Here is an 18,297-nt window from a genome sequence, read left to right as displayed (position 1 = left end):
AAACCACGGAACAAGGGAAGTACATGTCAGAAACTGAAGATTTAGCTTCGATGGGACCCCGACGCCGACGTCGGTATTTGGCTCAACACGGTCAGGCTGCCTTGAGTCAGCTTGACTCGCAGTCTCCCGCGACCTCGGCACTTCCACCCGAGGCGGCTCTTCCGCAGACTCCAATACCGGCGTCGCCTTTCGTCGCATCTCCGTACACAACGGTTCAGCCAGAACCACACGAACTTCCAAACTTTCGTGACTATCACGAGGAACCTCACCCCCCGTCTTTTCCCCGCGTGACCCCAGACATACCCCCAGCCGCAGACACGACCTGGGAATCTCTGTTACAGGACACGCAGGTTACTCCCGCCGAGCAACCTGAAGTTACTCTGAGTGACAATCGTCGGCGTGATAAGCGATCCCGAATTCGGCGCCGTAAAACTATGCGCAATCGCACTTTTATCATCCTGGCTATAGTCGTGACGCTGCTGGTGATAGCGATTGTTTTTGGTGCCATCATCTTCAACCGTTGGTTGAGCGCAAAGGGAGCCGATTATGAAGGCAGCGGCACCGGTCAGGTCATGGTGACCGTTCCCGAGGGTGCTCTGGGGTCAGACATTGGTAGCATTCTGGCTAAAGCGCAGGTCGTGGCCTCTTCACAGGCTTTCTTTAATGCCTGCCGTGACCAAGAGGCGGCGTGTTCTGCGATTCAGCCCGGAACTTATGCCATGGCTAAACACATGTCTGCCGTCAACGCTTTGTCAATCTTGATTGACAAAGCAAACCGGGTCGATGATCAAATTACGATTGGTCCCGGTCTGACAAAGTGGCAGGTCAAAGAGCAGCTAGTCAACACTGCTGGATTCAGCGATGCGGACGTGGAGGCAGCTTTTGCCAAAGCTCCAGGGCTACCCAAAGTCGCTGGGGGAAACATCGAAGGCTGGTTAGCTCCCGGAACGTACCTGGTGGGACCTGGTCAGGACGCGACCGAAACGGTGCGCCAGATGGTGGCAGCGAACGTGAAACGGCTGCGAGAGTCAGGAATTCCTGAAGACCAGTGGGAGACCTTCCTCACCAAGGCATCTATCGTCCAGCGTGAGGGCAGTGACCTGCAAAAACAGGACTATGCAAAGATTGCTCGGGTTCTGGAAAACCGCATGGATACGAGCAAAGAAACCGTCGGGTTCTTGAACATGGATTCCACGGTTATCTACGGCTTGGGTGAAGCCTCGAAATCGCGCAAAATTCCGACCTCCGGTGAGGTTGCTGACGCTTCCAATCCGTACAATACTTACCGTCACAAGGGGCTTCCGCCGGGACCTATCGGGGTCGTGGGTCAGGACGCTTTTGACGGTACCCACAACCCGCCACCGGGAGACTGGCTTTACTTCACCACGGTAGATTTGAACACTGGTGAAACCCGTTTCAGTGCGACCATGGAGGAACAGAAAGCCAATGTGGAGTTGTTGAAACAGTTCTGTAAGGATCACTCCAATATTTGTAAAGGGTAGCGGGTCGTGCCGTACTGTTTGGTCCTGGGAGACCCAATTTCACATTCTTTGTCTCCCGTCATACATCTTGCAGCGTATCGCGAACTGGGTTTGAACTGGGATTTTCGGCGCCAACAGGTTCAGCGGGGGACACTCAATGCATTCCTGTCCGGAGCGGATACCCAATTGCGTGGCTTGGCGGTGACCATGCCTCTGAAGCCAGAAGCGCTGCAGGTTGCCACTTTTGCTGACGGTTTGGCTAAAGCTACCGGCGCGGTTAACACCCTGGTCCCGGCTACGGGAGGGGACTGGACTGGATTTAATACTGACGTCCGGGGCATTGTCGAGGCTTTTCGGGGAGCTACCGGGGAGGAATTGCCGTCAACGGGCAGCGCGGTTATCTTTGGCTCGGGCTCCACAGCGGCTTCTGCCCTAGCGGCTTGCGCAGAGCTGGGGATGAAAGAACTGACCATAATTTCGCGGAATACGGAACAAACGGGGGCGGCCTTTCAAGCCGCACGACGGATGGGCTTGTGCATTTCCGCAGTGGCGTGGCACCAGACCGAGGCGGTCAACCTAGCCCTGAGCGCGGCACGCCTGCTGATGGGAACAGTTCCCGCCCCCGTCCAAGATGCCCTGCCAATGGCGCAGCTGCGGATTAATCCGAATTCGATATTACTGGACGCGGCTTACGCACCGTGGCCGACTCCGGTCGCCCGCTGGGCAAAGTCCTGCGGTGCTCAGATTATCCCTGGTTGGGAAATGCTGCTGCACCAAGGCGTCGCTCAGGTTAAATTGTTCACCGGAGAGGAAATTGACGCTGCGGTTTTACGCCCCACTTTGCTGAAAGTCGTCAACTCCACAGATTAGAATAAGTGCGAGCTTTGTCTCATGATTTGCAGGCTCCCTATGCAGTTACAGCGCAGTAACGAGAGAGAGGACCGATGCTCTGGCACGTTTTGACATGGATTTTTAGCGGAATTTGGGGTTTTGTGGTGGGCGCACTGACCACCAAAATCCTGCGTCAACGCCATCTCGAACTGCCAGATTTGCATTACCTACCGTTTTCACTGTGCCTCACCTTTGTTACGGTATTAATTAACGTCGCCCAGTGGCTCATTCTGGAATACTTTTCAAACGACATGTGTTGCACGCATCTGTTGCTTACGCTACCGGTGTATTTGAGTACCGCTCCGTTCTGTGCGTTATTCCTGACTGACGCCCGCTATCGGCTGCTGCCGAACCGGTTGCTGGGATTGGGAGCGGCTATGCTTCTGCCTCTGTTGAGTATTGTCGCCATAATCCTGCATGACCCGGAGGCGCTGGCACGGGTCTGGGGTCTGTCTTTGGCTATGGGGTTGGTTCTGGCTTTCGCCACGCATTTCGGTTTAGGGATGGGAGACGTCAAACTCGGAGCGCTACTCAGTGCCTGGTTAGGTCTTTATGATTGGTTTGCACCCCTGGTCATGCTGCTGTTGGCATCCTTTTTAGCCGGAGTGTTTGCCCTAATTCTCATCATCAGCAAGAAGCTCGATTTAGACAATGACATTGCTTTTGGTCCCTGGCTCATCACGGGTGCGTTCATTACGTGGGTCGTGTATCTCCCTTCGATATTGGACGGTATCTAGCTGGGGTTGCTATCACGAGGGCGGGGCATCCGGTTCGGGATGTTTTGCGAAATGTGGCAAGATGAACTCATGCTGGAATGTGTCACTGCGGGGGAATCGCACGGAGCTGCCCTGGTCGCTGTGCTCAGCGGGTTACCTGCGGGCATTGAAATCACCACTGATACCCTGACCAAAGCCCTGGAACAACGGAGAAGGGGATACGGCAGGGGAGCGCGCCAAAAGTTTGAGCAGGACGTGGTGACCATCCTGTCGGGGTTGCGTCACGGAAAAACGTTGGGTTCTCCGGTAGCTGTAGAAATTAAGAACACAGAATGGCCCAGATGGCAGACTGTCATGAGCCCGGACCCGGTGCCTCGTCGGGCGCTGCTTCGGGACGCGGGGCGAGGCGACGTGCGTGAGGTGGCACGGAACCAGAAACTTACGAAACCGCGGCCGGGACATGCTGATTTTGCAGGCATGATGAAGTACGGCTTCACTGATGCCCGTAATGTGTTGGAACGTTCTTCGGCTCGCGAAACCGCTGCCCGGGTGGCGTTGGGGGCTTTTGCGCAAGCATTTCTGGATCAGGTCGCAGGTATTCGTATAGTGTCTCATGTCACGTCCCTGGGACCGGTTTCGGTTTCTCTGCGTGCCCCGGTGCCTCGACCAGAAGATGTGGATTATCTGGATCGTGACCCGGTGCGCTGCTTGGATCCGCATACGTCTGAACAGATGGTGCAGGCTATCGACCAAGCGCAGCATACGGGTGACACTTTAGGAGGAGTGATTCAGGTCATTGCTTACGGGGTGCCGGTCGGTTTAGGCTCTCACGTGAGCCGCGACCGCCGGCTGGATGCGCGTCTCGCCGCTGCCTTGGTTTCTATGCAAGCTGTAAAAGGGGTAGAAATTGGTGCTGCTTTCCTGCAAGCCTCCCTGCCGGGCAGCAAAGCTCACGACCCTCTCTACCGTGGTGACCAGCCCGCTGAGGCAAACACCGGCTTGGGCATGATAGTGCGCCCCAGTAACCTGGCAGGTGGCATCGAAGGCGGAATGTCCAACGGCAATCCGATTGTGGTCTCTGCTGCGGTGAAACCTATCTCTACAGTGCCCCACGCCCTACCCACCCTGGATGTGGCAGATGGCAGCCCTGCAACCGGGTTACACCAGCGTTCGGATACAACCGCCGTGGTACCGGCGGCGGTCATCGCGCAGGCCGAAGTTGCCCTGGTGCTGGCTGATGCTCTGTTGGAAAAAACTGGCGGGGATTCGGTAGCGGAGTGTTCGCGAAACTTATGGGCTTATTTGGACGAAGTCACCCAAAGGAACACATTTTCATGACTCGCAAGATTGTTTTGATGGGATTACCAACCTCCGGTAAGACCAAAACTGCCAGGCTGTTGGCTCAAATGTTGCACGCCACCTGGGTTGATACCGATTTAGAAATTGAGCGGCGTTTCGGCAAAGCTATTCCTTGGATTTTTAAAGAACTTGGGGAGGAAGGCTTTCGCGCCCTCGAATATGCGGTGGTACGGGATGTTCTGCGCGGACCAGCACAGATTGTTTCCCTGGGAGGTGGTGCCCCAACCTATGTCCCGACCCGTGAGTTGCTGCATGGACACACTGTCTACTATCTGAAAGCGGATCCAGACTTTCTGGTGGACCGTCGGGGGGGACGTGCCGGGCGTCCTGGATCACATAAAGGCACCCAAGTCCGTCCTTTGCTGGCAGGCGATTTGCGGAAACGGATGCATGAGCTGTATTGGGAACGAAGAGATATTTATGAAAGCATCGCTTCGGTGGTCATCGACGCGCAGCGCAAAAGTGGCGAAATAGCAAATGCCATTATCACGCAGGAAGAAACTCTGGCAGGTCGTCTCTGGGTGTCTACTCCGAGCCAACCCTATGCCGTCAGTTTCGGGCGAGATTTAAATTCTCAGGTGACCGACTTGATGAAGGCTCACACGAAAAAAGTTTTGGTGTTGAGCGCGCCTCCGGTCGCATCGGCAGCAAACAGTTTAGCGCTGCACCTAGATTCGTTGGGCAAACACGTCACCGTGAAAGTGTTGCCTGACGGAGAGGCTGCTAAGCAGCTTCCGGTGCTTTCTGAAGTATGGGAAGCAGCTGCCAGTGCCGGTCTGGAACGCCGCGATTTAGTGGTTGCCCTGGGCGGAGGAGCCACTACTGATTTGGGTGGTTTCGCGGCTGCGACCTGGCTACGCGGCATTGACCTCATCACGGTGCCGACCACCCTGCTGGCGATGGTTGATGCCGCAGTTGGAGGCAAGACTGGTATTGATTGGAGTACCGGGAAGAATTTGGTGGGAGCGTTTTATCCTCCCATCGGGGTGGCGGTGGATTTCACGACTTTGCGGACGCTCTCTCCCCAGCATCTGCGAGAAGGCTTAGCGGAGGCTCTGAAGTGTGGGTTTATCCGCGACCAACAGATTCTAGACATTGCTCGGGATAATGCGCCGGCGCTGCTGGATCCCGATTCCCCTTCGCTTCGCGAAATTATTCGGCTGGCTGTCACGGTAAAAGCCGACGTGGTATCTGCCGATTTATATGAATCAGGCCAGCGGGAACACCTGAATTACGGTCATACTTTGGCGCACGCCATAGAACGGGTAGAGGACTACCGTTTCCCCCATGGTCTAGCAGTGTCTATTGGGATGGTGTTTGCGGCAAACCTCGCCACGGTGCTGGGTTTAGGTTCAAAAGACTTGTCTGCGCGCCTGCGTGAGCAGCTGGAAGCTGTCGGTCTGCCCACCACCTATACCGACCACACTTTTGCGGAACTATTACCCGTCATGTTCACCGATAAAAAAGTTCGTGGCGGGCAGTTGCGGTTTGTCCTGCTGGAAGATTGGGGCAAACCCGTGGTCGTTCCGGTGGCTGATTCCCAAGCCCTGGTCAAGGCGGCTGAACTGACAGGAATTCCCCTGTGAGTCGACGCTGTTCGCTAGCTTTAGTGTCTCTGCCGGGAGCTCGCCTGCAGGAGTTGGCACAGGCAATTTCGCCGAACCTCGGGCTGCCCGTAATAGGTGCAGAGGACTTCGGTTCCTGGTCGCCGCACTGCGCTCCCGCCGTGTTCGTGCTGCCCTCTGACGTGCTCGAGAGCGGGGCAACTGACCGGGTAGAGGACTTTCGGCACGCCGGGAATCCGGTCTTTTTCCTGGATCTGCCATGGGAGGACTCGTGGCACGCGATGAACCCGGAGAATCTCCGTGACCCCAACGGCTTGCCTTGGCGCGCAGCCTATCGTCGCTTAGCCAAAAGCCGTCGCGAGCAACTCATGGCGCACGCTGACCACACGGTCGACGTGGACGGTACTTTCACAGAATTGGCGCACCGCCTGTTGAAAGTTATTACTACAAACGGCTATAGTTAGCCAGTGGTCTGCTTTTTCGGTAGACTGTTTGAGCTGATTTTGCTAACTGTTAAGACTGTAAAGGATGAAACGTGGCAACGACTAATGATTTGAAAAACGGCTTGGTGATGAAGATTGACAACCAGTTGTGGCAGGTTGTCGAATTCCAACATGTAAAGCCCGGTAAAGGACCGGCTTTCGTGCGCACCAAGATTAAGAACATCCTTTCGGGCAAAATCGTTGACCGGACCTTTAACGCGGGACTAAAGATTGAAACCGCGACCGTGGATCGTCGCGACATGACCTACTCATACAACGACGGCACCGATTACGTATTCATGGACGAAAAGACCTTCGAAATGGTCAACGTCACCCCTGAAATCGTTGGGGATGCCGCACACTTCCTGTTGGAAAACCAGAAATGCATCCTGGCTTTCAACGAAGGCAACGTTTTGTTTATCGAGTTGCCCGCTTCGGTCGTGCTTGAGATTTCGCATACGGAACCCGGTCTGCAAGGTGACCGCTCCAATGCGGGCACCAAGCCTGCCACCCTAGAGACGGGATACGACATTCAGGTACCGCTGTTCTTGAATATCGGTGACAAAGTGAAGGTTGATACCCGCTCTGGCGACTACATTTCGCGGGTCACTGATTAATACTGTCGTGGACGCGAGCCGGGGCGCAGGCTTCCGGCTCGCGTTACGCATTTTCGCGAGGGGATGAGACCGTGGGACATAAATTGCCGCGACGCACGCGGGAGCGGGTACGTGCCGTTGACGTGCTGTATGAGGCGCACGTGCGGGGCTGGGACACTCCTGAAGGCATATTTTCTCTGTCTCAGCTGCGTCAAGACGAGACTACCGCCCAAACTCCATTACCGGCGTATGCCGTGGAAATATTGGAAGGCGTGGCGGAGCATTTGGAGCGGATTGACGCAGCTCTAGCTACGTACTCAAAAGCCTGGCCTTTGCATCGGATGCCGGAGGTCGACCTGGCGATTATGCGGGTCGCGGCTTGGGAAATCTTGTTCAATCCTGATGTTACTGGACCGGTCGCTATCACCGCGGCGATGCAAATCGCAGAGGAACGATCGACTGACGAATCGCCGAAATTTATTAACGGTTTGCTGGGCGCCATCGACGACATGAGGGATACGTTGAGCAATACTGAGACTGACCAAACTTTGAGTGGTGAGGCAATTGCCAAACTTGAGTCCTCGGTACCTCAGAGCTTCGATACCGTCGCCAAGACCGCAGCGGCGGGCGGTGTTTTGGAACAGATTGACTTAGACAGCCTGGAATAGAGTCCGCAGTTAGTCTCGATTCATCATTTCACGCAAGATGTCCGCGGATTTTTCCGAGTTCTCCAAAGTCTCGTTGATGGTTTGGGCTTTCTGTTGTGCTTTTGCCCACTTTTGGAAACGAGCCGCAGCCTCTGGTGAGTTGTCTGGTTGGGTGACCTCGTTACTCAATCCCGGCTTGTCCTCGTTGCCAAAAAGAAGCTGCATTAATAGCTCGCGTTTCTCGTCCATAACCCTATTATCGGCGATTAATTCCCCGAGTTTAGCCTGAAAACGCCCGATGTTGAGATTTGTGGGCGGTGGTGTGTCTGTTGCGTGCAGAGACACCATAACTGACCCATTTTTCGGCGTCATGGCGTGAGATTCGGAGGTGACAGAAAAAACGTGTACTATTGAGTCGCTATAAAACCTTTAATTTTGCCCTGTGAGGCAGAAAGGAAAAATATGGAAAAAACAGTGTTGGGCAGTGCTGACATTGCCCGTTCGCTGAAACGACTGGCCTTCGAGATAATGGAGAAAAACCAAGGTCTTGAAGATGTCGTTCTGTTAGGAATCCCCACCCGTGGCGTTGATTTAGCCAATCGGTTGGGGTCTTTTTTAAAGGAAAATAATCCCGATACAGACGTCCCGGTTGGCACCTTGGACATCACTCTGTACCGCGATGATCTTTCCCGTCAACCGATACGAGTCCCGAAGCCCACTGTGATGCCCAAGGGCGGCATTGACGGCAAGACGGTCATCCTGGTCGACGATGTGCTTTATTCCGGACGAACCATCCGGGCTGCGCTCGATGCTTTGAATGACCACGGTCGACCTGCCCAGGTGCAGTTAGCCGTGCTGGTGGACCGCGGTCACCGTGAACTTCCGATTCGCGCCGACTACATCGGCAAGAATCTGCCCACGTCACGCGCGGAACAGATACTCGTAAAACTTCAAGACAGTGACGGCGAAGACGCCGTGATTATTGCAGACGGGAAGGAATAAAGACTATGCGACATTTGCTCTCTGCGGCTGATTTGAGCCACGAAGATGTCCTGAAAATTTTGGATACTGCCGAAGCTATGGCGATGACCCAGGCTCAAAAGGTAAAAAAACTGCCGACCCTGCGCGGCAAAACCGTGGTCAACCTCTTTTTTGAGAACTCCACCCGCACCCGGATTTCTTTTGAAACCGCTGCCAAGCGTCTCAGCGCGGACGTCATCAACTTTTCCGCGAAAGGCTCCTCAGTAGCCAAAGGCGAGTCTTTGAAAGACACGGCTTTGACCCTGCAGGCCATGCGGGTTGACGGTATCGTAATCCGTCATTCCTCCTCCGGAGCGGCTTACCGTTTGGCTAACGCTGGGTGGTCTGACGTGCCGGTGCTTAACGCTGGTGATGGTGAACACCAGCACCCTACCCAGGCTCTGCTCGACGCGATGACACTGCGCCGCCACTACCTCGGTTTGAGCGGCGGTGACTTGGCGGGCAAAGACCTCAATGGAGCCAACGTGGTGATCGTGGGCGACATCCTGCACTCTCGCGTGGCCCGTTCCAATGTGGACCTGATGTCAACTTTGGGTGCCCACGTGACCCTGGTTGGTCCGCCGACCCTGATGCCGGTCGGAGTGGAAAATTGGAAATGTGATGTGAACTACGACTTGGATGCGGCTTTGGCAACTGACCCTGACGCGGTCATGATGCTGCGGGTACAACGCGAGCGTATGAGCTCTGCCGGTGGCGGTTATTTCCCCTCCGTGGTCGAATATCACCGCGCTTACGGTTTGAATAATGTCCGTTTCGCTAACCTGCCGGAACACACGGTAATCATGCACCCCGGTCCGATGAACCGTGGGGTGGAAATCTGCGCCCAAGCCGCAGATTCCGCAAAGTCTGTCATTGTTGAACAAGTTGGAAACGGCGTGAGCGTCCGGATGGCTGCCCTCTACCTTTTGCTTGCGCCGGAAGGAGGCCTGCTGTGAAGGAATACTTGATTAAAAACGTAACCCTGCCGAACGGCAAAGGGGCTGACATTGCTGTCAAAGACGGCATTTTTGCAGGGGTAGGGGTCAACGCGGCGGATGCAGTTTCGGCTGGCGCTACCACCATTGATGCCAACGGCTTAGTGGCTCTGCCCGGTCTGGTTGATATGCACACTCACCTGCGCGAACCCGGTGGCGAAGACGCGGAAACAGTAGCGTCGGGGACCCTCTCAGCTGCTTATGGCGGTTACACCTGTGTTCACGCGATGGCTAACACGACCCCGGTTCAGGACAACGCCGGTATCGTCGAGCAGGTTGTCCACTTGGGGAACCTGGCGGGCTGGGTGCAGGTGTGCCCAGTTGGCGCCGTTTCCGCCGGTCTGCAAGGCGAACACCTGGCTGACTTGGGGTCTATGAACCGTTCGGATGCGCACGTCACGGTGTTTTCTGATGATGGTAAATGCGTTTCTGACCCAGTGCTGATGCGTCGTGCTCTGGAATACGTGAAAACCTTTGACGGTGTAGTCGCGCAGCACGCCCAGGATCCGCGTCTGACCGAAGGCGCCCAGATGAACGAGTCTCCGCTGTCAGCGGAAATGGGTATGCCTGGATGGCCGGCGGTGGCGGAAGAAGCCATTATCTTGCGTGATATTCAGTTGGCTTCTCACGTGGGTTCACGAGTCCACATTTGTCACGTGTCTACCGCAGGTTCGGTTGACATTGTGCGTTGGGCCAAGAGCCGCGGCATTGCCGTGACTGCCGAAGCCACCCCGCACCATATCTTGCTGACCGAAGATAAGGCGCAAACTTACGACCCGCGCTACAAGGTCAACCCGCCGCTGCGCACCTCTGCGGACACCGAAGCCGTGGTGGCAGGTCTGCTGGACGGCACTATCGACTGCATCGGCACCGACCACGCGCCACATCCTCTGGAAGATAAGGACTGTGAGTGGCAAGCTGGGGCTTGCGGCATGATTGGTTTGGAAACCGCTCTGCCGGTGGTCCAGAAAGTCATGGTCGATACTGGCAAGTTCACGTGGGAGGACGTGGCACGAGTCATGTCCACCGCGCCGGCACACATCGGGCGAGTCAAAGAACAGGGTCAGGGCATCGTCACCGGTAAACCGGCGAACCTGACCTTGTGGGATCCCTCCACACGCCGCACTATTGACCTGAACTCCCAGCATTCCCTGTCCACAAACACACCCTACCTGGGCATGGAGCTGCCCGGTCAGGCGCGGTACACCATGTGGAAGGGCGAGTTCACGATTATGGATGCCACGGCTATCCCGCTCGACCAGCGCTGAAAGTATGACCGTGACGGAACTGCCCAATCTGGGTAGCAATCTGCGCGGTTATACCCGGTCTGTGTCGCCGGGTTATATCTGAACTAAATCGACTTCGAAGGCTTTGTCTAAGTGGGCAAAGCCTTCGAAGTTGCTTTTAATGAGCGACGCGAAGGAGCTCGAGTTTCAACGCGCGATTCCGATTCCAAATACTTTGCGCCACCAAATAAATTAAAGAGTGGACCGTCGCAGGCAATCTTTTGGGGAAACGTGAACTGAAAATGGAAAAGTTTGTTACCCGGAACCCCGGTAAGGCATAAAATAACTTTTCAAGACGTTCGAGCGTAGTTGCTCGAGCAGATTCTTGACACTAACTGCGAAAGGGAAGCTATGAGCGCTGCGCCGGAAACTAATCCTGTTAAACCCTTCGGGAAACGCTGCTTGGAAACCATTGCGAACCAGGGTCCCCTGTGTGTGGGCATTGATCCTCATCCGGAGCTGCTGGATGCTTGGGGATTGCCACGCAGCGGGGCCGGCGTCTGGGATTTCGCCATGCGCGTGATAGACGCGCTGGGTGATTTGTGTGGATTCTTTAAACCGCAGTCGGCGCTGTTCGAGGAATACGGCACTTCTGGAATCTCTGCGCTCACCGCGACATTGCGGGCGATTCATGATGTCGGGGCAATCAGTATTGCGGATGTGAAGCGCGGTGACATTGGTTCTACTATGAGTGCTTACGCAAGGGCGTATCTGTCAGAAGGACCGTTGGAAGCGGACGCGATGACGTTGAGTCCTTTCTTGGGATTTGAGTCGCTGCGTCCCGCGCTGGACTTGGCAAAACAGAACGGAAAAGGGACTTTTGTGCTCGCGTTAACTTCAAACCCAGAGTCTGCTCCCGTCCAATCAGCGATGATTATGAATGCGGGCGGACAGCCGGTATCTTCCCTGGCTGCGGACATTATGCAACGTGTGGGTGCGGAGAATCACGTGGCGGCACAAGCGGGACACTGGGGTCACGTGGGCATGGTGGTTGGAGCTACTGTAGGGGAGCGGATGCGCGGTCTAGAGCCTTTGCTAGATGCCGCTAATGCGCCCCTGCTGGTTCCTGGTTTTGGAGCCCAGGGTGGAAACACTGAAAGTATCGCCACAGTCTTTGGAAAGGCCACTGAACGGATTATTGTTTCGAGTTCTCGCGGAATTTTACGCTGCGGTCCGGAACCGAGCGCGCTGCAGGCAGCCTTCAAAGAAAATTTAGATTCCCTTAAATCCCTAATTTCGTGAAGCAATCCTGTATAGAATGCTCAATAGAGTTGGTCATTGACCAATTCGCGTTCACAAAGAAGTCAGAAAACAGGAGTTTAGCAAATGGCACTTCCTCCACTTACCGCTGAACAGCGCGCAGAAGCTTTGAAGAAAGCGGCTGCGGCGCGTAAACACCGTGCTGAGATTAAAGCTGATTTAAAGAACCGCAAAAAGACGCTATCGCAAATCCTTAAGGCTGCCGAAAAGGACGAAGCCCTAGCAAAGATGAAAGTTCAGTCCTTGCTGGAGTCGCTGCCTCGGGTTGGCGCTAAAACTGCCGCTTTGGCAATGGAAGAAATCGGGATTTCCCCCGCTCGTCGCATTCGTGGTCTGGGACCCCACCAGACTGCCGAACTTATCAAGCGTTTCGGCTGATGGTCGCTGCCGGCTCCGCTGCCCGGCTGTTCATACTTAGCGGACCTACCGCTGTTGGAAAAGGAACAGTGGTAGGTTCGCTTTGTGCGACTTTTCCGGGTGAGTTTTATCTTTCTGTCTCTGCCACCACTCGTGACCCTCGACCGGGGGAAGTGGACGGACAGTCCTATTTCTTTATGACGAATCCCCAATTTGAGCAGCTTATTGAATCCGGGGGTCTGCTCGAGTGGGCACGAGTCCACGGCAAGAATTATTACGGTACTCCCGCAGACCCGGTCGATGAGGCATTGCGTCAGGGCAAACCGGTTCTGTTGGAAATCGATTTGGCAGGAGCCCGGCAGGTGAAAGCGAAACGCCCGGATGCTCATACCATTTTCCTCAAACCCCCGTCTTGGGAAGAGCTGGTGCGTCGTCTGCAAGGTCGCGGTACGGAATCTTCCGAAGAACAGCTCCTGCGTCTTAATACGGCGCGCACGGAACTGGCTGCCGCCACGGAATTTGATGAGATTGTGGTCAACGACGAAGTGCCCGCCACCACCGCGCAACTGGCTAAAATTATGGGTTTGCGCTAGGATAGCTGGGCTGAAGAAACCAAATTCACTATTGAGGGGAAACTTTTATGACCGGAACCGTCGCCCGCCCCGAGGGCATTACCGACCCGCCTATTGATGACCTGTTGGAAAACGTTGATTCCAAGTACGCTTTGGTGGCTTTCGCGGCGGCTCGCGCACGCCAGATTAACACGTACAATCAGCAGCTGGAAGCTGGTTTGTTGGATACTATCGGTCCGCTGGTTGAACACGGTCCGCGAGAAAAGCCACTGTCCATCGCGATGCACGAAATCGCCCAGGGCATGTTGGACATGGAGCTGAAGGGCGATGAGCCCGAGGAAGAAACTCCTGAGGAAGACACGCCGGCACCGGTGGATCCGCTGGCAGCCTTGGCAGCATCTTTCCCCGAGGGGCTGGCGAAAGATGACGACGCCTGATAGCAGCGCCCCCGACGCTCCTGAAAAAACCGTCATTTTGGGGGTGGGTGCCTCCGTGGCTGCTTTCAAAGCCATCGAGGTGCTGCGCAATCTCATTGCTGCCGGCGTTGATGTGTGGGTTTGTCCCACGGTCGATTCCCTCAATTTTGTGGGAAAAGCGACTTGGGAATCCCTAAGTAATCACCCCATTCACACCAACGTATTTCAGACTCCGGACTTCATCACCCACATTACTCTGGCCAGGCAAACTGACCTGTTCCTAACGGTGGGGGCTTCTGCCGATTTGATGGCGCGGTTCCGCGTAGGCATGGCAGACGAGTTTCTCACGCTGGTCGCTCTCGCGGTAAATTGCCCACGTCTCATCGCGCCATCTATGCATCCTACGATGTGGGAGAACCCGGCAACACAGGAAAACGCTGCGGTGCTGCGTGATTGGGGCTGGCATTTTATCGGTCCCGGAACCGGTAAGCTGGCTGACAACACTTATGGCATGGGACGTTTGAGTGAACCTGAAGTCATCTGTGATGAGGTTCTGACACAGCTAGGTGTGAGTGTCCCCGGTTCAAATAATTAGTTTTCACAAGGTCGCCCCATGAGTTTTTGTTCTGTAGTGGTTTCCGCGGGGGGAACCCGCGAGCCTTGGGACGAGGTGCGTTTTTTAGGGAATCGTTCCACCGGGCGCCAGGGTTGCGAAGTGGCTCGGGCTGCCCTTGAGGCTGGCGCAGCGGTCACTCTCGTGGCTGCCAATGTGGAAGCTGCGTTGATTCCTCACGGAGTGACGGTTGTGGACGCGCCTACCGCTGAGGATATGCTGCACCATATGACCGCCTTCTTGCCGCAGGCAGACTTGGTGGTCATGTGCGCCGCAGTAGCTGACTTTCGCCCGATTCGTGTTGCCGGAAAAATTTCCCGCCACGACGCAACAATCCCTACCTTGGAACTGGAACGTACCCCAGACGTCCTTCTGAACCTGATTCGACAGCGGCGCGAAGGACAGACCATTGTCGGATTTGGGGCGTTGGCCGGCAGCGAAGCACAGGTACGGGAGAACGGTCGTAAGAAAGCTCTGGATAAGGGCGCTGACCTGCTGTGTGTTAATCGTGTAGGGGACGGTCACGGCTTTGCGACCGCGACCAACACTTTGATATTTTTTGATTCCCAAGGAAACGAACGAGGTCAAGCCAGCGGCACGAAATTTGAGGTGGCACAAGCTATGTTGCGGCTAGCTGGAGAAATCTCACAAAGTCACTAGAATTAATTTATGAGTAAAAAAGTAACTTTCACATCTGAATCTGTCACTGAAGGACATCCCGATAAGGTTTGTGACCGGATTGCCGACTCAATCCTGGACGCTATTTTGGAACAAGATCCGGCGGCGCACGTTGCGGTAGAAACGTTCGTTACGACCGGACTGGTGCATGTTATGGGTGAGGTGACGACTGAGGCCTACGTGGAGATTCCCCACATTGTGCGCCACGAAATCGCCCAGATTGGATACACGTCCTCGGATATTGGTTTCGATGGACGCAGCTGTGGCGTGATGGTGTCTCTGGGGCAGCAATCGCCAGACATCGAAGCGGGCGTCAGTCATTCTCTGGAAGTGCGTCAGCGTCCGGAAGCCTACGATCCTCTGGACGAGCAGGGTGCCGGGGATCAAGGCATCATGTTCGGCTATGCCTGTGATGAAACCCCGGATTTGATGCCCATGCCGATATGGTTGGCACATAAACTTTCCCAACGCCTGGCTCAGGTGCGCAAAGAAGGAATTGTATCCGGATTACGTCCCGACGGCAAAACTCAGGTCTCTATTGAGTACGAGGACGGGGTGCCACGTGCCCTGTCGACCGTCGTGGTATCCACCCAACATGCTCCAGATCGCACCCAGGCTGAGCTCCATGCCATGGTCGAAGCGGAGGTGATTCGTCCGGTGCTCGACCAGTTGAATATCGAATTGGACACGAAAAACGCGGAAATTTTGGTGAACCCCTCGGGACAGTTCATTATCGGCGGACCTGCTGCAGACTCCGGTTTGACCGGTCGCAAGATTATCGTCGATACCTACGGGGGCATGGCACGTCACGGGGGAGGAGCGTTTTCTGGCAAGGACGCTTCAAAGGTCGACCGTTCTGCGTCTTACGCCCTGCGTTGGATAACCAAGAACATCGTGGCGGCAGGTCTGGCGAAGCGTTGCGAGATCCAAATCGCGTATGCCATTGGTCGAGCCAATCCGGTGTCTCTGTCGGTGGAAACCTTCGGGACCGGAGTCGTGTCGGATGAGGAACTGGCAGCGGCGATTCGTGAGACCTTCGATTTGCGACCTGCGGCCATCATTCGAGATTTGGATTTGACTCGTCCGATTTTCCGCTACACCAGCAACTATGGACATTTCGGACGAGACGGTTTCAGCTGGGAAGAGACCAATCGAGCGCAGGCTCTCAAGGATTATTTTCAGTGAAGCCGACTGCGGGGCAGGGCAGGGTTTTGCCCTGACTATCGGGATGAAATGACAACTGTTAGATTTTCGTCTCCGGGGTATGAGCTGTAATTAAGTCGTGTTTTCTGAACCGATTTTGCCGCTGGACGATTTCGCACCTCCCGAACCTCGGGAGGTGCGGGTCGACGGTGTGGAAAAGCCTGTGGCAGCAGTTCTGCTCAATACGTTTGCTCCTGCTTTGTCTCATCCTCTTGACTTCCTGATTCCTGCGAAACTTGATGCTGTGGCGGTTCCAGGGGTGCTGGTGAAAGTGAAAGTGGGGGCGAAACGCTACACCGGGGTCATCGTGGAACGCAAGGATAGTACCGATTGGCAAAAACCGCTGCGGGAAATCGAACGGACTTTGGGTGACCTGCCCTTGTTGGACATCCCCACTCTGGAACTGCTGGAAAATGTCTCTCTGTACTACGGGACGGGACCTTCCGCCCTATTGCGTTACGCCCTGCCGGAGCGGCGAGTCAAGGTAGAACAGGACTTTTCTACCGCCCCTTCCGAGCTGGACCCGATTCCAGTCACCGTGCCACCACCAGAACAAACAACTTGGGCACGCTACGCAGGTGGCGTCGAGTTTTTCTCTGACTTGTGTCAGGGACGCCACCCTCGTGCTGTGGTCAGCGCGTTGCCACTGGGGAATAATTCGCATTTCCAGCCATCGTCGCGATTTCAGCCTATCGCTGAGTTAGTGTCGGCGGCATGGTCGAACGGGGAGCAATCCCTGATAGTGATGCCTACGGTAGAACAAGCCGACGAGGCATATCTGTATTTGCGTGACTACTTCGCCGACTCGGATCAAGTGGTGCTCTACACCTCAGAAATTCCCACTGCAGCTTCCTATGAAACATTTTTGCGTTCGCGTTTCGGGACTGCCGCAGTGGTGGTCGGCACCCGCGGTGCGGTGTTCTTACCGTTGGCGCGCCCCGGTTTGTTTTTTCTCTGGGATGATTTGGCTTGGTCCCTTAGCTCGGACATGTTCCCGAACTTTTCTGCCCGACAAGTCCTGCTGATGCGTTCTCAGCTCTGTGGCATAGCCTTAGTGTTGGCGCATTATTCAGTCAACGCAGGGGATTTGCAGCTCGTGACCCGTCACTTTGCTCGCGGGTTGGCTCCCAATCGCGAGGTCTTGCGCCAATGCACGGGACGATTTGAATTCCTCAGCGAGGATGCTCAGTTGGCAGAAGGGATGACGGGGGCAATGCTCCTACCGAATGCCGCTTTGCGTTTGGTTCGCCGGGGTCTGCAGTCCGGACCGGTTTTACTGCTGATTCCCCCCGATGGAGCGTTTTCGGTCGTGAGTTGCGCAAACTGCGGTGCTAATGCTGTGTGTGAAGTGTGTGCTGGACCGTTGACCTTTGAGGGTTCCCGCCTGGTCTGCACCCGCTGTGGTAATGTCCCCGCACACTATGCCTGTTTGCGCTGTGCCAGCACGAAACTGCGCGGTCGCCACCTGCAGTCACGTACCGTGATTGATGATATTGGGCGGGCTTTTTCGGGGGTGCCGGTGTTGGTTTCGCGTCCCGGAAAAGGACGAATTGGTCTCGTAGATGGAGCCTCGCGCCTGGTCATAGCCTATCCAGGCGGTGAACCTTTCGCCACGGGGGGATACGAAGCTGCGGTTATCCTGCGGGCTCACATGTGGGCTAATCGGACCGCGTTGTGGACTGCCCAAGAACTCATGCGGCAATTTTTAGCAGCCGGATCCTTGGTAAAACCAGAAGGGCGTATTTTGGTGACCAACCGGATTGATTCGCGTCTGGAACAAGCCCTGGTACGTTGGGATCCCTGGAGTTTTGCTGCCCATGACTTGCGGGAACGCGAAGCGGGTCACTTTGCCCCCGCGTGGCGCACGGCTTTGCTGCAAGGGTCATCACTGAGTGAAGTGTTGGCATTTTTGCGCCAGGATTTCCCCGAAATCATGGTATTTGGTCCGGTTCCCGCACGTGATAATCCCGCACTCAGCACCGCTTTTGTGTCAGTGTCGCTGCGTGATAGCCAAGAATTTGGGCGGGCATTGCGCGCGGTGGAACTCCAAAATGCGCGCGAACGTAAATCCGGTAGTAGCGGTTTGCGTATCGTGGTGGATCCTCCCGATCCTGCCGGTCAAATCGGATAAGTAGTGTCAGCTCCTCGAAAAACCCCAGT

Annotated in this window: 20 protein-coding genes; 19 read left to right on the top strand and 1 reads right to left on the bottom strand. The window is 55.4% G+C overall.

Going from position 1 to position 18,297, the window contains the following annotated elements; translation table 11 throughout:
- Positions 1-23 precede the first annotated feature (23 nt).
- The 8 genes from mltG to nusB all read left to right on the top strand — a co-directional run bounded on the left by mltG (position 24) and on the right by nusB (position 7,758).
- Positions 24-1,502: an endolytic transglycosylase MltG gene (gene mltG, locus HMPREF0573_RS08435; RefSeq protein WP_004006778.1), complete on the top strand. Its 1,479-nt coding sequence runs from the start codon at positions 24-26 to the stop codon at positions 1,500-1,502.
- Positions 1,503-1,508: 6 nt separating this feature from the next.
- Positions 1,509-2,351: a shikimate dehydrogenase family protein gene (locus HMPREF0573_RS08430; RefSeq protein WP_036324197.1), complete on the top strand. Its 843-nt coding sequence runs from the start codon at positions 1,509-1,511 to the stop codon at positions 2,349-2,351.
- A gap of 74 nt (positions 2,352-2,425) precedes the next feature.
- Positions 2,426-3,109, top strand: a complete 684-nt coding sequence (locus HMPREF0573_RS08425; protein ID WP_004010657.1) for a prepilin peptidase — start codon at positions 2,426-2,428, stop codon at positions 3,107-3,109.
- Positions 3,110-3,148: 39 nt separating this feature from the next.
- Positions 3,149-4,426, top strand: a complete 1,278-nt coding sequence (aroC, locus tag HMPREF0573_RS08420) for a chorismate synthase (RefSeq protein WP_013189563.1) — start codon at positions 3,149-3,151, stop codon at positions 4,424-4,426.
- Positions 4,423-6,033 carry a 3-dehydroquinate synthase gene (gene aroB / locus HMPREF0573_RS08415; RefSeq protein ID WP_013189562.1) on the top strand — a complete coding sequence of 537 codons (1,611 nt, stop codon included), beginning with the start codon at positions 4,423-4,425 and terminating at the stop codon, positions 6,031-6,033. The genes aroC and aroB overlap by 4 nt, the downstream gene beginning before the upstream one ends.
- On the top strand, positions 6,030-6,476 hold the full coding sequence (locus HMPREF0573_RS08410) for a hypothetical protein (RefSeq protein WP_236585886.1): 447 nt from the start codon (positions 6,030-6,032) through the stop codon (positions 6,474-6,476). Before aroB ends, HMPREF0573_RS08410 begins: the two co-directional genes overlap by 4 nt.
- Positions 6,477-6,547: 71 nt before the next feature.
- Positions 6,548-7,111, top strand: coding sequence for an elongation factor P (gene efp / locus HMPREF0573_RS08405; protein WP_004006784.1), 564 nt, complete (start codon positions 6,548-6,550; stop codon positions 7,109-7,111).
- A 71-nt stretch (positions 7,112-7,182) separates the two neighbouring features.
- A complete protein-coding gene (gene nusB / locus HMPREF0573_RS08400) occupies positions 7,183-7,758 on the top strand; it encodes a transcription antitermination factor NusB (RefSeq protein ID WP_041798069.1) in 576 nt (191 codons plus the stop codon).
- 9 nt (positions 7,759-7,767) lie between these two features.
- Here nusB and HMPREF0573_RS09990 read toward each other — a convergent pair whose 3' ends face one another.
- Positions 7,768-7,986: a hypothetical protein gene (locus HMPREF0573_RS09990; protein WP_236585885.1), complete on the bottom strand. Its 219-nt coding sequence runs from the start codon at positions 7,984-7,986 to the stop codon at positions 7,768-7,770.
- A 213-nt stretch (positions 7,987-8,199) separates the two neighbouring features.
- On the opposite strand from HMPREF0573_RS09990, the gene pyrR reads away from it, so the two are divergent.
- From pyrR to HMPREF0573_RS08340, 11 genes are all read left to right on the top strand, one after another.
- Positions 8,200-8,739 (top strand): bifunctional pyr operon transcriptional regulator/uracil phosphoribosyltransferase PyrR, encoded by a 540-nt coding sequence (gene pyrR / locus HMPREF0573_RS08390; RefSeq protein ID WP_004006787.1) that lies wholly within the window; start codon positions 8,200-8,202, stop codon positions 8,737-8,739.
- A 5-nt stretch (positions 8,740-8,744) separates the two neighbouring features.
- The gene (locus HMPREF0573_RS08385; RefSeq protein ID WP_004006788.1) at positions 8,745-9,713 is read left to right on the top strand and encodes an aspartate carbamoyltransferase catalytic subunit; all 969 of its coding nucleotides are present in this window, start codon (positions 8,745-8,747) and stop codon (positions 9,711-9,713) included.
- The gene (locus tag HMPREF0573_RS08380) at positions 9,710-11,020 is read left to right on the top strand and encodes a dihydroorotase (RefSeq protein WP_013189559.1); all 1,311 of its coding nucleotides are present in this window, start codon (positions 9,710-9,712) and stop codon (positions 11,018-11,020) included. Before HMPREF0573_RS08385 ends, HMPREF0573_RS08380 begins: the two co-directional genes overlap by 4 nt.
- Positions 11,021-11,389: 369 nt before the next feature.
- Positions 11,390-12,280 (top strand): orotidine-5'-phosphate decarboxylase, encoded by an 891-nt coding sequence (gene pyrF / locus HMPREF0573_RS08375; RefSeq protein ID WP_036324813.1) that lies wholly within the window; start codon positions 11,390-11,392, stop codon positions 12,278-12,280.
- Between the two features lie 84 nt (positions 12,281-12,364).
- Positions 12,365-12,676, top strand: a complete 312-nt coding sequence (mihF, locus tag HMPREF0573_RS08370; RefSeq protein WP_004006792.1) for an integration host factor, actinobacterial type — start codon at positions 12,365-12,367, stop codon at positions 12,674-12,676.
- Positions 12,676-13,248, top strand: coding sequence for a guanylate kinase (gene gmk / locus HMPREF0573_RS08365; protein ID WP_004006793.1), 573 nt, complete (start codon positions 12,676-12,678; stop codon positions 13,246-13,248). The genes mihF and gmk overlap by 1 nt, the downstream gene beginning before the upstream one ends.
- A 47-nt stretch (positions 13,249-13,295) precedes the next feature.
- Complete coding sequence (gene rpoZ / locus HMPREF0573_RS08360; RefSeq protein WP_004006794.1) at positions 13,296-13,664, top strand: DNA-directed RNA polymerase subunit omega; 369 nt, start codon at positions 13,296-13,298, stop codon at positions 13,662-13,664.
- Positions 13,651-14,238, top strand: a complete 588-nt coding sequence (locus tag HMPREF0573_RS08355) for a flavoprotein (protein WP_004006795.1) — start codon at positions 13,651-13,653, stop codon at positions 14,236-14,238. The genes rpoZ and HMPREF0573_RS08355 overlap by 14 nt, the downstream gene beginning before the upstream one ends.
- Before the next feature lie 18 nt (positions 14,239-14,256).
- The gene (locus tag HMPREF0573_RS08350) at positions 14,257-14,916 is read left to right on the top strand and encodes a phosphopantothenoylcysteine decarboxylase domain-containing protein (protein WP_013189558.1); all 660 of its coding nucleotides are present in this window, start codon (positions 14,257-14,259) and stop codon (positions 14,914-14,916) included.
- Between the two features lie 9 nt (positions 14,917-14,925).
- Positions 14,926-16,119, top strand: coding sequence for a methionine adenosyltransferase (metK, locus tag HMPREF0573_RS08345; RefSeq protein WP_004006797.1), 1,194 nt, complete (start codon positions 14,926-14,928; stop codon positions 16,117-16,119).
- A 97-nt stretch (positions 16,120-16,216) separates the two neighbouring features.
- Positions 16,217-18,268 (top strand): primosomal protein N' family DNA-binding protein, encoded by a 2,052-nt coding sequence (locus HMPREF0573_RS08340; RefSeq protein WP_013189557.1) that lies wholly within the window; start codon positions 16,217-16,219, stop codon positions 18,266-18,268.
- Positions 18,269-18,297 lie beyond the last annotated feature (29 nt).

The sequence above is a fragment of the Mobiluncus curtisii ATCC 43063 genome, from assembly GCF_000196535.1.
In the GTDB taxonomy this organism is placed as follows: Bacteria; Actinomycetota; Actinomycetes; order Actinomycetales; family Actinomycetaceae; genus Mobiluncus; species Mobiluncus curtisii.
This window is presented reverse-complemented; position numbering and strand designations above follow the sequence as displayed.

What these genes read in the sequence shown, in the direction of transcription:
- mltG (WP_004006778.1), top strand. Translation starts at nt 24, where the DNA reads ATGTCAGAAACTGAAGATTTAGCTTCGATGGGACCCCGACGCCGACGT.
- HMPREF0573_RS08425 (WP_004010657.1), top strand. Translation starts at nt 2,426, where the DNA reads ATGCTCTGGCACGTTTTGACATGGATTTTTAGCGGAATTTGGGGTTTT.
- aroC (WP_013189563.1), top strand. Translation starts at nt 3,149, where the DNA reads ATGTTTTGCGAAATGTGGCAAGATGAACTCATGCTGGAATGTGTCACT.
- aroB (WP_013189562.1), top strand. Translation starts at nt 4,423, where the DNA reads ATGACTCGCAAGATTGTTTTGATGGGATTACCAACCTCCGGTAAGACC.
- HMPREF0573_RS09990 (WP_236585885.1), bottom strand. Translation starts at nt 7,986, where the DNA reads ATGGACGAGAAACGCGAGCTATTAATGCAGCTTCTTTTTGGCAACGAG.
- pyrR (WP_004006787.1), top strand. Translation starts at nt 8,200, where the DNA reads ATGGAAAAAACAGTGTTGGGCAGTGCTGACATTGCCCGTTCGCTGAAA.
- HMPREF0573_RS08385 (WP_004006788.1), top strand. Translation starts at nt 8,745, where the DNA reads ATGCGACATTTGCTCTCTGCGGCTGATTTGAGCCACGAAGATGTCCTG.
- pyrF (WP_036324813.1), top strand. Translation starts at nt 11,390, where the DNA reads ATGAGCGCTGCGCCGGAAACTAATCCTGTTAAACCCTTCGGGAAACGC.
- mihF (WP_004006792.1), top strand. Translation starts at nt 12,365, where the DNA reads ATGGCACTTCCTCCACTTACCGCTGAACAGCGCGCAGAAGCTTTGAAG.
- gmk (WP_004006793.1), top strand. Translation starts at nt 12,676, where the DNA reads ATGGTCGCTGCCGGCTCCGCTGCCCGGCTGTTCATACTTAGCGGACCT.
- rpoZ (WP_004006794.1), top strand. Translation starts at nt 13,296, where the DNA reads ATGACCGGAACCGTCGCCCGCCCCGAGGGCATTACCGACCCGCCTATT.
- HMPREF0573_RS08355 (WP_004006795.1), top strand. Translation starts at nt 13,651, where the DNA reads ATGACGACGCCTGATAGCAGCGCCCCCGACGCTCCTGAAAAAACCGTC.
- HMPREF0573_RS08350 (WP_013189558.1), top strand. Translation starts at nt 14,257, where the DNA reads ATGAGTTTTTGTTCTGTAGTGGTTTCCGCGGGGGGAACCCGCGAGCCT.
- metK (WP_004006797.1), top strand. Translation starts at nt 14,926, where the DNA reads ATGAGTAAAAAAGTAACTTTCACATCTGAATCTGTCACTGAAGGACAT.